General features: G+C 64.7%; 12 protein-coding genes. 3 read left to right on the forward strand and 9 right to left on the reverse strand.

Annotation, left to right across the window (positions count from 1 at the left end; translation table 11 throughout):
• Positions 1–24: 24 nt before the first annotated feature.
• The 6 genes from J1N50_RS13940 to J1N50_RS13965 all read right to left on the reverse strand — a co-directional run bounded on the left by J1N50_RS13940 (position 25) and on the right by J1N50_RS13965 (position 5,685).
• Complete coding sequence (locus J1N50_RS13940) at positions 25–927, reverse strand: nucleoside triphosphate pyrophosphohydrolase family protein (protein ID WP_215354565.1); 903 nt, start codon at positions 925–927, stop codon at positions 25–27.
• A gap of 118 nt (positions 928–1,045) precedes the next feature.
• Positions 1,046–2,869, reverse strand: a complete 1,824-nt coding sequence (gene lepA, locus J1N50_RS13945) for a translation elongation factor 4 (RefSeq protein WP_215354578.1) — start codon at positions 2,867–2,869, stop codon at positions 1,046–1,048.
• A gap of 148 nt (positions 2,870–3,017) precedes the next feature.
• Positions 3,018–3,751 (reverse strand): IS5 family transposase gene (locus J1N50_RS13950; RefSeq protein WP_343227890.1). Its coding sequence is split into 2 segments (ribosomal slippage): positions 3,018–3,470 and positions 3,473–3,751, totalling 732 coding nucleotides; the frame shifts between segments, so codons are not numbered across the junction.
• 108 nt (positions 3,752–3,859) lie between these two features.
• Positions 3,860–4,264, reverse strand: a complete 405-nt coding sequence (locus J1N50_RS13955; RefSeq protein WP_215354582.1) for a ribose-phosphate pyrophosphokinase — start codon at positions 4,262–4,264, stop codon at positions 3,860–3,862.
• Positions 4,240–5,055, reverse strand: a complete 816-nt coding sequence (locus J1N50_RS13960; protein ID WP_215354585.1) for a DUF1295 domain-containing protein — start codon at positions 5,053–5,055, stop codon at positions 4,240–4,242. The genes J1N50_RS13955 and J1N50_RS13960 overlap by 25 nt, the downstream gene beginning before the upstream one ends.
• A 12-nt stretch (positions 5,056–5,067) precedes the next feature.
• Positions 5,068–5,685 carry a lysophospholipid acyltransferase family protein gene (locus J1N50_RS13965; protein WP_215354588.1) on the reverse strand — a complete coding sequence of 206 codons (618 nt, stop codon included), beginning with the start codon at positions 5,683–5,685 and terminating at the stop codon, positions 5,068–5,070.
• A 106-nt stretch (positions 5,686–5,791) separates the two neighbouring features.
• On the opposite strand from J1N50_RS13965, the gene J1N50_RS13970 reads away from it, so the two are divergent.
• Positions 5,792–7,204 carry a M20/M25/M40 family metallo-hydrolase gene (locus J1N50_RS13970; protein ID WP_215354590.1) on the forward strand — a complete coding sequence of 471 codons (1,413 nt, stop codon included), beginning with the start codon at positions 5,792–5,794 and terminating at the stop codon, positions 7,202–7,204.
• Here the strand turns inward: J1N50_RS13970 and J1N50_RS13975 are convergent.
• Complete coding sequence (locus J1N50_RS13975; protein ID WP_215354593.1) at positions 7,201–8,019, reverse strand: ferredoxin--NADP reductase; 819 nt, start codon at positions 8,017–8,019, stop codon at positions 7,201–7,203. The genes J1N50_RS13970 and J1N50_RS13975 overlap by 4 nt on opposite strands.
• A gap of 421 nt (positions 8,020–8,440) precedes the next feature.
• Between J1N50_RS13975 and J1N50_RS13980 the strand changes: the two genes are divergently transcribed.
• Positions 8,441–9,415, forward strand: a complete 975-nt coding sequence (locus tag J1N50_RS13980) for a toll/interleukin-1 receptor domain-containing protein (protein WP_215354596.1) — start codon at positions 8,441–8,443, stop codon at positions 9,413–9,415.
• Position 9,416: 1 nt separating this feature from the next.
• Positions 9,417–10,388: a hypothetical protein gene (locus tag J1N50_RS13985; protein ID WP_215354599.1), complete on the forward strand. Its 972-nt coding sequence runs from the start codon at positions 9,417–9,419 to the stop codon at positions 10,386–10,388.
• On the opposite strand, the gene J1N50_RS13990 is transcribed toward J1N50_RS13985, so the two are convergent.
• Complete coding sequence (locus J1N50_RS13990) at positions 10,385–11,377, reverse strand: PhoH family protein (protein WP_231729088.1); 993 nt, start codon at positions 11,375–11,377, stop codon at positions 10,385–10,387. The genes J1N50_RS13985 and J1N50_RS13990 overlap by 4 nt on opposite strands.
• A gap of 125 nt (positions 11,378–11,502) precedes the next feature.
• Positions 11,503–12,843 carry a tRNA (N6-isopentenyl adenosine(37)-C2)-methylthiotransferase MiaB gene (miaB, locus tag J1N50_RS13995; RefSeq protein WP_215354602.1) on the reverse strand — a complete coding sequence of 447 codons (1,341 nt, stop codon included), beginning with the start codon at positions 12,841–12,843 and terminating at the stop codon, positions 11,503–11,505.
• Between the last annotated feature and the right edge of the window lie 5 nt (positions 12,844–12,848).

The following is a 12,848-nucleotide window of genomic DNA, read 5'->3' on the forward strand; positions in this document are numbered from 1 at the left end:
TCGCTTCCATCCAGCTCGCATCAATCAGGATTTGGTTGCGGCATAATGAGTCGGTGACCTAGGGTCACTTTTCCTCTTTATTTTTAATAAAGATCTTAAAACTGGAGACCAATGCAAAACAGATGCATAAGCGTAGTGGAATACATCATGAAATCTATAATCATCTTCTCTAATTATATTGTCGGTTAGCCGATCGCCTATATTGAAATCGGAAAATCTCTGCATTACAAAATATGATTTTCCATCTTCTTTAATTTTTTCGAAAATATGAATTTTCAACTTCCGTGGGAATCTTTCATAGCAGGGAATATCATGCTCAAAATACGGAGCATTTTCATATTCGATCTTCTCCGGCCAACGAGAAGATATTTTAGCTATATTGGATTCCACAACATCACAGAACTGCGCGCCACTCTGGTTAACAATGACCAGAAACTTCTCAAAGATCTTTGTCAGTTGCGAAAGAATAGCGGCCTTTGAGTAGGAATCTTCAAAATCCCGGACCAAAACGCCAACCTCTCCGGCGAGCTCTTCTAACTCTTCCTGATAATTCTCATCCGGCTCATAGCTGACATACCCGTCATCTTGATCGAAATCTGTGCATTGCACTTGACGATTGGGCTTTGTGACGGGTCGGTTGATCTTGACCGCAACTGGCCTAACTACATCATCCAAATCTATCTCAACGGCCGTACTGAACGCCGCGATATACCACATCAGGTCGCCGAGCTCTTCGATAACTCTTTGATGATAGGTACGGAAAGCTATGTCGTCGCGCTGCTTCTTTTTTACCTCGCTTAAGACACTGCCCGCTTCGCCGAACAATCCAAGCAAGGCGAAGCGAGGCCTAGTTTTGCTTGGCTCGCGATTGGATTTCTCCGCAATCTTTTGGTATTCCGAGATTGTTAATTTCGGATGATAGCTCATTAGCAGAAGCTAGCATCTCTTAATTTTTTCCAAGAATATTTCACACACGAACAAAATCAGGCCGCAACGTCGATTTCGCGGCAGTCTACCTTCGTCCTTCTCAGGTCAGGCAAGCGGATCAGGCATCATCCCCCATCCGCAGCGCGGCAATGAACGCCTCCTGCGGGATGTTGACGTTGCCATACTCCCGCATCCGCTTCTTGCCCTCTTTCTGCTTTTCGAGGAGCTTCTTCTTGCGGGTTGCGTCGCCGCCGTAGCATTTGGCGGTCACGTCCTTGCGCAGCGCGGCGATGGTCTCGCGCGCGATCACCTTGCCGCCGATCGCGGCCTGGATCGGGATCTTGAACATGTGGCGCGGGATCAGGTCCTTGAGCCGCTCGCACATGCCGCGGCCGCGGCTTTCGGCGCTGCCGCGGTGGACGATCATGCTCAGCGCGTCGACCGGCTCGTTGTTGACGAGGATGCTCATCTTGACGAGGTCGCCGGCGCGGTGGCCGATCTGGTGATAGTCGAACGACGCATAGCCGCGGCTGATGCTCTTCAGCCGGTCGTAGAAGTCGAACACCACCTCGTTGAGCGGCAGTTCGTAGGTGATCTGCGCGCGGCCGCCGACATAGGTCAGGTTCTTCTGGATGCCGCGGCGGTCCTGGCAGAGTTTCAGGATCGCGCCGAGATAGTCGTCGGGGACATAGATCACCGCCTCGATCCACGGCTCCTCGATCTCGTCGATGCGGTTGGGGTCGGGCATGTCGGCGGGGTTGTGCAGCTCCATCTCGGTCGGGCCGCCCTCCTTCGACCGGGTGAGCTTCAGCTTGTACACGACCGACGGCGCCGTGGTGATCAGGTCGAGGTCATATTCGCGGGTCAGCCGCTCCTGGATGATCTCGAGGTGGAGGAGGCCGAGGAAGCCGCAGCGGAAGCCGAAGCCCAATGCCGCGCTCGTCTCCATCTCGAAGCTGAACGACGCGTCGTTGAGACGGAGCTTCTGGATGCTTTCGCGCAGCTTCTCGAAATCGTTCGCGTCGGTCGGGAACAGGCCGCAGAAGACGACCGGCTGGACCTCCTTGAACCCCGGCAGCGGCGCCGCGGCGGGCTTTTTCGCATCGGTCACCGTGTCGCCGACGCGCGCCTGCGCGACGTCCTTGATCTGCGCGGTGATGAAGCCGATCTCGCCGGGGCCGATCTCGGTCAGCTCCTCGCGCTTCGGCGTGAAGCAGCCGACGCGGTCGATCAGGTGGGTGGTGCCCGCCTGCATGAACTTGATCTGCTGGCCTTTTTTCAGCACGCCATCGACGACGCGGACGAGGATCACGACGCCGAGATAGGGGTCGTACCAGCTGTCGACGAGCATCGCGACGAGCGGCGCGGTCGCGTCGCCCTTCGGCGGCGGGATCTTCGCGACGATCGCCTCGAGGCATTCTTCGATCCCGATCCCCGACTTCGCCGAGGCGAGCACCGCCTCGTCGGCGGGCAGGCCGATGATGTCCTCGATCTCGGCCTTCACCTTGTCGACGTCGGCCGCGGGCAGGTCGATCTTGTTGATCACCGGCACGATCTCATGGTCGTGCTCGATCGACTGATAGACGTTCGCCAGCGTCTGCGCCTCGACCCCCTGCGCGGCGTCGACGACGAGTAGCGCGCCCTCGCACGCCGCGAGCGAGCGCGACACTTCATAGGCGAAGTCGACGTGGCCGGGCGTGTCCATCAGGTTCAGCTCATAGGTTTCGCCGTCCTTCGCGGTATATTTCAGGCGCACCGTCTGCGCCTTGATCGTGATCCCGCGCTCCTTCTCTATGTCCATGTTATCAAGGACTTGCGCCGACATCTCGCGCGCGGAGAGCCCGCCGGTGAACTGGATCAACCGGTCGGCGAGCGTGGATTTCCCGTGATCGATGTGCGCGATGATCGAAAAATTGCGGATATGCGAGAGAGGCGTGGTCATGCCCGGCGCCCTAGCAGGCGAAAGCCGCGCTGTCAGCAGGGAGTGGACGGCACCGCGCGGGCGGCGGGGCGGCCGATCGGACGAGACAAAGAGCCAGAGCGAAAGGCTGGCATCGCGGGATCATGCAAGAAAGAGGTTTGTGCGGACCCTAGGCCACCGACTCCTTATGTCGCAGCCAGATTCTGATTGAGGCGAGGTGGACGGAGGCCAGGAAGTTGTCGTCGCGTTTGTCGTATCGCGTAGCCACTGCCCGGAAGTGTTGGAGTTTGTTGAAGAAGCGTTCGATGAGGTTGCGGCATCGATAGAGGAGCAGGCTGAACGCCGGTCGCCGGACGCGCCGGGGCATGGGCGGAATATTGGCGAACGCGCCTTTATCGGCGATGGCGGCGCGCCGCTTGTCGGCATCATAGGCGCGGTTGGCGAGCAGAACGGAACCGGACGTCAGGCTGTCGAGCATGAGATACGCGCTGCGCCCGTCATAGGCCTGGCCTTCACTCAGAACCAAATGGATCGGCAAGCCATTGGCATCGACCATGGCGTGTATTTTGGTCGTCAGGCCGCCGCGCGAGCGACCCATGCAACGGGATCGGCCATCTTTTTTTGGGCGTTGGCGCCATGCTGGCGGACACGGATCGACGAGCTATCGATCATCTGGATGTCGCCTGCATAAGCTTCTGAAACAGCATCCAATATCCGCTTCCACACCCCAGCCCGCCGCCAGCGGTTGAAGCGGTTCACACAGGTCGTGTGCGGCCCGTAGCGCGACGGAATCTCCGCCCATGGCGCCCCCGTCCGCAGCCGCCAGAATATCCCGTTCAATACTCGCCGGTCATCAACCCGCTTCACCCCTCGAACCTTCGTCGGCAGCAAAGGCTGGATCACAGATCACTCAAAATCCGTCAGATCAAAACGCGCCATCAACGTCTCCCTTCCGCGAAACACTGAATCAGATACTCAACCAATAGGGAATCCTGTTTATGGGTATGTGACCTAACGCCCCTCCCAAAAGTCGAACACCGCCTGTTGCTGCTCGCGGATGAAGCGCGCCGCGGCGGCGCCTTCCCATGGTCCGTCATAACCGAGGAGCAGCGCGGTACCGCCGACCCACCAGCCCTGCCCCGGCAGCCGGTCGCTCTCGCGCACCACCAGCACGGCGAGGTCCGGCTCGCCGTCGAGCGCGCAGAGCCGGTCGACCTCTTCGAGGGTGCGGCAGACTGCGCGCATCCTGGGGCGCGTAAAGCGGAAACCGAGATCGCCGAGCAGTTCGGAATAGCTGACGCTGCGCCCTTCGCGCGCGGCGCTGGTCAGGATCGCGCGGATGCGCGGCGCATCGGCGAGCGCGCTGGCGGCGGCGGCGCTGTCGCTGTCGCCTAGGCTCCGGTCTTTGGCGGCCATGGGATGAAGCCCGATGTGCGCTGGACATAGTCGGCGTAGCCGGGGCGGCTCTTGTGCAGCCCGCGCTCGAGCAGCGCCTTGCCCGACCAGCGGGTAAGGGTGAAGGTGAGGAAGACCGGGCCGACGACAGTGGCGAGCGCGATGCCCCAGCCCATGTCGGCGGCAATCAGCCACAGTCCCCACCAGGTCAGCGTATCGCCGAAATAATTGGGGTGGCGCGTGTAGCGCCAGAGCCCGGTGTCGAGCACGCGGCCGCGGTTCGCGGGGTCGCGGCGGAAGGCGTTCAGTTGGGCGTCGCCGACGCTCTCGAACGCGATTCCCGCGAGCGCGGCGCCGCCGCCGACCCAGGCGAGCGCGCCGACCGGGTGCGCCCCGGCCGCGCTCGCCCAGATGCCGATCTGCGCCGGGAGGCAAGTGATGAAGAGCAGAGGCGCCTGCATCAGGAACACCATCACCAGCGCCGCGACCGGCCAACTCCAGCCGCGCTGTTTCGTCACCCCGCCCAATATCTTCGCATAGCGAGGATCTTCGCCATGTGCGCGCCAGCGCAGGAAAAGATGGATTGCGAGCCGGAACCCCCAGAGCGTCGTCAGACCGAGCAGCCATTGGCCGTGCGGTTCCGCGATCCCGGCCTGCGACGCGCTGCCCCACGCGAGCAGCACCATCCCGAACGCCCAGAAGGCGTCGATGAACGAGACGTCGCGGATCGCGACGGCGATGCCCCACAGGATCAGGATCGCCGCGAGCAGCCCGGCGAAATTGAGTGCGAGCAGCGTCAGCGCTTGGCTCATTCGGTGCGCTCCTTATGCCTCGTCGATTCCCAATATATCGTCGATCGAACGCACCGCGCGTTCGGGGAATTTCGGGATACAGCTTTTATAAACGTCGAACACCTTCATCATGTCGGCGCGGAAATCGCCCGTCGGCCAGATCAGCGGGCCCAGCCCGCCGGTCTTGGTGCCATAGTCCATCAGCCCGACGACCAGCGGCACCTTGGCCGCCATCGCGATCTGGTAAAAGCCGGTGCGCCATTTCTTCGCCTTGCCGCGCGTCCCCTCGGGCGCGACGGTCAGCATGAATTCGGTGCGGCGCGCGAATTCGTCGGCCATCTGCTGGACGACATTGCTGGCATGGCGGCGGTCGACGGGCACGCCCCCCATCTGTTTCATGAAGCCGCCGATCGGCCATTTGAACAGCGAGAGCTTGCCCATGAAATGCGGCCGCACGCCAAGGTCGGCGGTGAGCCCCAGATAGTTGACGAAATCCCAGTTGCTGGTGTGCGGCGCGGCGATGATGATGAAGCGGCGCGGCTCGGGCACCTCGCCGACCGCCTTCCAGCCGCGCAGCCGGTAGAGCAGCAGCAACAGGCGCCGCACGGCACGCGCCACCAGTCCCGGCGGATCGTCTTCGATGCTCGTCAAACTTCTCTCCCTGCCCCGCACTTGCGCGAAAGCCGCGCCCCGCGCAAGCGGCTTGCAGGCGGCCGCGCTTTCTGCTCCCTTCGCACCATCAGGGGAGACGCGCCGCATGAAAACGCTGACCATATTGCTGACCGCCATGCTGCTGGTCGCGGCACCTGCCGCCGCGCAGGAGAAGCAGCCGCGCCCCGACCAGATCGCCTTCCGCGAGATCTACAAGGAGCTTGTCGAAACCAACACGACGCTGTCGTCGGGGAGCTGCACCCTTGCCGCGCAGCGGATGCTCAAACGCTTTCAGGCGGCGGAGTTTCCGGGCGACCAGCTCATCCTGTTCGTGGAGGACGGGCACCGCGAGGAAGGCGGGCTTGTCGTCGTCTATCCGGGCACCAACCCGAAGGCGAAGGCGATCCTGCTCGTCGCGCACATCGACGTCGTCGAGGCGAAGCGCGAGGATTGGGAGCGCGATCCCTTCACGCTGATCGAGGAGGACGGCTATTTCTATGGCCGCGGCACGTTGGACGACAAGGCGCAGGCCGCTGTGTGGGTCGACACGCTGCTGCGTTTCAAGAAAGAGGGCTACAAGCCGAAGCGCACCGTGAAGCTGGCGCTGACCTGCGGCGAGGAGACCAATGGCGCGTTCAACGGGGTGGAGTGGCTCGCCGCGAACAAGCGCGACCTGATCGACGCCGAATTCGCACTCAACGAAGGCGGCGGCGGCGACAGCGACGGGAAAGGCAAGGTACTGGGCCAGTCGGTGCAGGTCGGCGAAAAGACCTTCGCCAACTTCCGCCTCGAAACACGCAACCCCGGCGGGCACAGCTCGGTGCCGGTGCGCGACAATGCGATCTATCAGCTCGCGCGGGCGCTGACGAAGATCGACGAGCATGAATTTCCGGTCGAGATGACCGACACGACGCGGCGCTTCTTTGCCGAGGCCGGCGCGGCGCGCGGCGACAGGGTCGGCGCGGCGATGGTCGCGCTGGCCAAGAACCCCGCGGACAAGGCGGCCGAAGCGGTGGTCAACACTGACCGCTTCCTGCACGGCAATATCCGCACGACCTGCGTCGCGACCTTGCTCGACGGCGGCCATGCCCCGAATGCGCTGCCGCAGCGCGCCGGGGCGAACGTCAACTGCCGCATCTTCCCCGGCCACAGCATTGAAAGCATCCGCGACGAGCTGGCGACGGTGATCGGCGACCCGGGCGTGACGATCACGCAGCTGCCGCCGAAGCGCCCCACCCCACCGCAGCCGCCGCTCGACCCGAAGATCATCGGCCCGATGGAAAAGCTGGTCGCCCGGTACTGGCCGGGGCTGAAGGTCATCCCGTCGATGGCGAACGGCTATACCGACGCGACCTTCCTCGGCGCCGCGGGCATTCCGACCTATGGCATCCCCGGCATCTGGGGCGACCCCGACGGCAATGGCGCCCACGGGCTCAACGAGCGGATCGAAGTGAAGTCGCTCTATGTCGGGCGCGACTTCATGTTCGATCTGGTGAAGGCTTACGCGGGCAAGCCCTAACCCACGAAAGCGCGTTCGATCACGAAGTCGCCGGGCGCGGCGTTCGATCCTTCCTTGAAGCCCAGCGCCGCGAACCGCGCCTGCAGGTCGCGGATCATCGCCATGCTGCCGCACATCATGATGCGGTCGCTTGCCGGGTCGAAATGATGCGGGCCGGTCAACGGCGGGCCGAACAGCCGGGCATTGTCGATCAGCGTGTCGATACGGCCCTCGTTGCGGAAGGGCTGGCGCGTCACGGTCGGCAGATAGTGGAACTGCAGCAACGCCTGATCCTGCACCAGCGGGTCGCCCGCGAGCTGGCTTTCGAGCTCTTCGCGGAAGGCGAGGTCGCTGACCTGCCGCACGCAATGGACCAGCACGATCTGGCTGAAACGCTCGTAAATGTCGGGATCGCGCGCGAGGCTGAGGAAGGGCGCGAGGCCGGTGCCGGTCGAGAGCAGGAAGAGCCGCTTGCCGGGCAGCAGCGCATCGGCGACGAGCGTGCCGGTCGGCTTGCGGCCGAGATAGACGGGGTCGCCGGGCCGGATCTTCTGCAGCCGCGAGGTCAGCGGGCCGTCGGGCACCTTGATCGACAGGAATTCGAGCTCGTCCGACCAGGCGGGGCTGGCGATCGAATAGGCGCGCAGCAAGGGCCGCCCCTCGCCGCCCGGCAGGCCGATCATCACGAATTCGCCCGAACGGAACCGGAAGCTCGCCGGGCGACTGATCGAGAAGCTGAACAGATGGTCGTTCCAGTGCCGGACGCGCAGCACCTCCTCGACGGTCAGCGCGGCGGAGGGGGCCAGCTTGGCGGCGGCGGCGATACGGTCACTCATCACTTGAACTTTCCTGACAGGTCATGGCACCGGCCGCGAGGACCGGCATGTCGAACCCCGCCGCGATCGATCGGCGGGTCGTGGTTGCGATCGCCTTGGCGATCGGGCCGACGCTGTCACCGTCGGCGAGCAGCGCGCGTGTCGTGCGTGCCCTGGCACCTTCCCCAAGCGAAAAATCGACCCGGAGTCCAAGCAGAATTGCTTCATCCTCTGAAATCCGGAGGCATGGCATCGGCCCGAACGCATGTGCCGGGCCGCGCCGTGAGCGGGCCTATAGTTATTGAGACGTATTTGCAATAAGAATGTGTCACGGGTTGAGAGGCCGATGTGGCGGCGCTGCAGAAGATGGGGCGACCGCCAAACTCGGCGATTGCCCCGCCCTCCCCGGCGCGGCATGATGACGGCAGGGGGACAGGGACCGATGCCGGCGCAGGTGTTCATCAGCTATTCGTCGAAGGACCGGACGATCGCGAACATGCTGTGCGCGCTGCTCGAGGAACGCGGGCATCGCTGCTGGATCGCGCCGCGCGATATCGTGCCCGGGACGTCGTGGGGCGAGGCGATCATCGATGCACTCAGATCGTCGACCGTCTTCGTCCTCGTCTTTTCGCGCCACGCGAATGAGTCGCCGCAGATCCTGCGCGAGGTCGAGCGCGCGGTGCACCTTGGCCTGCCGATCCTCCCCTTCCGCATCGAGGATGTGGCGCCCGAGCGCAGCCTCGAATATTTCATGAGCGTGCCGCACTGGTTCGACGCGCTGTCGCCCCCGGTCGAGGATCATATCGACAAGCTGGCCGACGTCGTCGCGATGCTGATCGCAGGACCGAAAACCGGCTATATTCCCGGCAAGCCGCGCGGGGCGAAGCGGCTGACGTGGAACAACGGGCTGGTCCGCGCGATCGCGGGCGGGGCGGCGCTCGCGCTGTTGCTGCTCGCCGCGTGGCTCGGCGGACTGGCACCGCCCGCCTCGCCGGTCGGCTGGATCGCCGCGTTGCTCGCGCTCGCGATCCCGGCGGGCGTGGCCGGGAGCGGCCGGGTGGCGGGGTGGACGACGCGCGGCATGCAGGGGGCGCTGCTGGCGCTCCTGCTCGTCGCGGCGGGCGTCTATGGCTGGGCGTCGTCTTCCTATGTCATCGCGGGCGAACGGGGCGCGCCGCTGGTCCGAGGCACCGAATGCACGCCCGACGCGAAGCTGGTGTACGCAAGCGAATGCCCCGACCTGCCGTCGGACGCGCTCGCCGACGCCGCCTATGATCCGGCGACACTGTGGACCGCGGCGTCGATCGGGCGCGTCAAATGGATGCTGGGGGGAAGCTGGGCGTTGATCGCGGCGACCGCCAGCCTGCTCGTCGCGGGCTGGCTGGGCGGGCCGCGGCCGCTGAAACAGGAGGATTGAGATGCGCAGAATCCGGATGCTCATGCTGGCCGCAGCGCTCGCGTCGCCGGTCACGGCCGGCGCGAAGGAGCCGATCGGCGCCGCGGGGCTGAGGGCAATCGAAGGGAAGGTGCCGCCGCAAGGCTGGTATCCCGACGGCTATTACGACATCCGCATCGCCGCCGAGGGGCAGATCGCCGATTTCCCGCGCGACAATCTGACGATGGACTGGGGCGACGGCCAGCCGCCCTATTATGACGTGATCGACTGTAACGCCGAATATGTCAGCCTCGACGAGACCGACCCGCTGACTGCGCGCTATGGCGGGGTGGCGCTCGAGGTCGCGCGGCTGCGCGCCGAGTTCGAGCGGTTGAAATATCCCGTCGCGGTGTATGCCGAACCCCTGCTCGCGTTCGAAAAGGCGATGATCGAAGATGCGAAGGCCGCGCCCGAACCGATGAGCGAGGCGGACATCGCCGCCGCCGATGCCGCCGCAATGTCGGCCGAAGAAGCAGCCAGCGCCGCGGCGAGCGCCGCCGCCGACGGCGCGATGGCAGCCGATGCGCCGGATGCGGCGGCGGACCCCGCCGACGGGGGCTATTTCGAGAACGATCCCTATTACCGGCTCGCCCAGGCGGTCGAGGCGAACCGCGCGCGGCTCGCGCCGAAACTGCCGAAGGTCGTCGCCGACGGCGGCTGCGGCGCGGGCGAAGGCAATCCGGTGATCGTCCGCACCAGCCCGCCGCAGGGCGAGGTGCTGATGATCAACGCCTTCGCCTTCAAGGTCTGCACGCGCAAGAAGCCCGATCCGTGGGACCGTTTCGCGTGCAAGTGGAACGAGATCGAGACCGGCGTCGACCAGACGCTGTCCGGCCGCTACGTCTATCAGGTCAAATGGCCCGATGGCACGGTGCGCAAGGGGACGCGCGAAATCGTGCCGAGCTATGACGACGAACCGAAGGTTACCGTCACCTTCAAGAAGACGGGAAGCTAGCTTCCCGGTCCTTCGTAAGCCTCGACGATCCGTCCGACGATCGGGTGGCGGACGACGTCGGCGCTGGTGAAGCGGCTGACGTTGATCCCTTCCAGACCCTCGAGCCGCGCCACCGCGTCGGCGAGACCCGAGGTTGCGGGCACCGGCAAGTCGACCTGTTTCGGGTCGCCGCAGATCACCATGCGGCTGTTCATGCCGAAGCGCGTCAGGAACATCTTCATCTGCGGTATCGTCGTGTTCTGCGCCTCGTCGAGGATGATGAAGGCGTCGGCCAGCGTCCGGCCGCGCATGAAGGCGAGCGGCGCAATCTCGATCTCTCCGCTCGCGATGCGGCGCTCGACCTGTTCGGCGGGCAGGCAGTCGTGGAGTGCGTCGTAGAGCGGGCGCAGGTACGGATCGACCTTTTCCTTCATGTCGCCGGGCAGGAAGCCGAGCTTCTCGCCCGCCTCGACCGCCGGGCGCGAGAGGATCAGCCGCTGGACGCTGCCGGTAATGAGCTGCGCCACCGCCTGCGCAACCGCGAGGTAGGTCTTCCCCGTGCCCGCCGGGCCGAGCGCAAAGATGACGTCGTCGCGCGCGAGCGCATGCATATAGGGAACCTGCGACGGCGCGCGCGGCACGATCGTCTTTTTGCGCGTACGGATCATCACCGTCGGCGCTTCGCTGACGTCATGCCGGATGATCCCCGCCAGCGTCGGCTGCGCCGACATCGCGATCACCGCGTCGACCAGACCCGCGTCGGCCTCTTCGCCGCGCTCGATCCGGCCGTAAAGTTCGGTCAGCACGTCGCGCGCCCGCGCCGCCGCTTCCGCCTCGCCCTCGATCTGCACACGGTTGCCGCGCGCAGAGATATAGACGCCCAGACGATTCTCGATGGCGACCAGATTACGGTCGAATTCCCCGAACAGGATGCCCAGCAGCTGCGTTCGCTCGAATTCCGCGGTCAGTTTGACACGGTCGCCGGGTTCGGCGGGGGTGGCGGCAGTCAAGGGGCGTTTCGACACGTGGGCAGGTCTCCTCCAAAGGACAACACGACTCTACTCCCGCGAGGGCGGGAGTCCATCACCGATGCTCTCGAAATTCGACGGACGGAGCAGAAAACTCCGCGGCCCATTCAGGCGACCGCTTCGACCAGCGGCTCGGCGCCGACGCTGTTGGGGCCGGCCGAAGTGATCCGCACGTCGACCATGTCGCCGATCGCGAGCCCCGGCGCGGCGACGTGCACCGACTGGAGCCAGGGCGACTTGCCGATGAGCTGGCCGTCATGCTTGCCCTTGCGTTCGAGGAGCAGGCGCGTCGTGCGGCCGACGGTCGCCTGATTGAACGCCTGCTGCTGTTCGCCCAGCAGAGCCTGCAGCCGCTGGAGGCGGTCGTTCATCACCGCCTCTTCGATCTGGCCGTTCATCGTCGCGGCGGGGGTGCCGGGGCGGCGCGAATATTTGAAGCTGTACGCCATCGCGTAATGGGTCGCGCGGACGATAGCGAGCGTCGCGAGGAAATCTTCCTCGCTCTCGCCGGGGAAGCCGACGATGAAGTCGCCCGAGATCGCGATGTCGGGACGCGCGGCGCGGACGCGCTCGATGACCTTCAGATAGCTGTCGACCGAATGGCTGCGGTTCATCGCCGCGAGGATGCGGTCGCTGCCCGCCTGCACCGGCAGGTGGAGGAAGGGCATCAGCTTCTCGACCTCGCCATGCGCGGCGATCAGCCCGTCGGTCATGTCGTTGGGATGGCTGGTGGTGTAGCGGATGCGTTCGAGCCCGTCCTCGCGCGCGAGTTCGCGGATCAGGCCGTCGAGGCCGATGGCCCGGCCTTTCCCGTCTTCCCCATCCCACGCATTGACGTTCTGGCCGAGCAAGGTGATCTCGCGCACCCCGCCCGCGATCAGGGCGCGCGCCTCGGCGATCAGGTCCACGAAAGGACGGCTGATCTCGGCGCCGCGCGTGTAGGGCACGACACAATAGGTGCAGAATTTGTCGCAGCCTTCCTGCACGGTCAGGAAGGCGGTGGGACGCTGGCCGCCGGCGCGTTTCGGCAGCGCACCGAACTTGCTTTCGAGCGGCATGTCCAAGTCGATCGCCTTCTCGCCCTTCTCCGCGCGTGCGATCAGCTCGGGCAGGCGGTGATAGGCCTGCGGGCCGACGACGACATCGACGCTCGGCGCGCGGCGCGCGATCTCCGCGCCCTCGGCCTGCGCGACGCAGCCCGCGACCGCGATAGTCGGCGTGCTGCCGTCCTCGCGCTTCAGCCGCCCGATATCCGAATAGACTTTTTCGGCCGCCTTTTCGCGGATGTGGCAGGTGTTGAGCACGACGAGGTCGGCGTCGGCGCCCTCGGCGGCGGGCACATAGCCCTCGGCGCCCAGCATCTCCGACATGCGTTCGCCGTCATAGACGTTCATCTGGCAACCGAAGGATTTGACGTGGAACGTCTTTGCGGGAGGGGTAGCGGTCATGCGGC

It is taken from the genome of Sphingopyxis soli (assembly GCF_018682675.1).
Lineage (GTDB): Bacteria > Pseudomonadota > Alphaproteobacteria > Sphingomonadales > Sphingomonadaceae > Sphingopyxis > Sphingopyxis soli.

Bases quoted from the DNA above. Each gene is read 5' to 3' on its own strand.
- J1N50_RS13960 (WP_215354585.1), bottom strand. From the start codon at position 5,055: ATGAGCCAAGCGCTGACGCTGCTCGCACTCAATTTCGCCGGGCTGCTC.
- J1N50_RS13955 (WP_215354582.1), bottom strand. From the start codon at position 4,264: ATGGCCGCCAAAGACCGGAGCCTAGGCGACAGCGACAGCGCCGCCGCC.
- J1N50_RS13980 (WP_215354596.1), top strand. From the start codon at position 8,441: ATGCCGGCGCAGGTGTTCATCAGCTATTCGTCGAAGGACCGGACGATC.
- miaB (WP_215354602.1), bottom strand. From the start codon at position 12,843: ATGACCGCTACCCCTCCCGCAAAGACGTTCCACGTCAAATCCTTCGGT.
- J1N50_RS13940 (WP_215354565.1), bottom strand. From the start codon at position 927: ATGAGCTATCATCCGAAATTAACAATCTCGGAATACCAAAAGATTGCG.
- J1N50_RS13975 (WP_215354593.1), bottom strand. From the start codon at position 8,019: ATGAGTGACCGTATCGCCGCCGCCGCCAAGCTGGCCCCCTCCGCCGCG.
- J1N50_RS13970 (WP_215354590.1), top strand. From the start codon at position 5,792: ATGAAAACGCTGACCATATTGCTGACCGCCATGCTGCTGGTCGCGGCA.
- lepA (WP_215354578.1), bottom strand. From the start codon at position 2,869: ATGACCACGCCTCTCTCGCATATCCGCAATTTTTCGATCATCGCGCAC.
- J1N50_RS13985 (WP_215354599.1), top strand. From the start codon at position 9,417: ATGCGCAGAATCCGGATGCTCATGCTGGCCGCAGCGCTCGCGTCGCCG.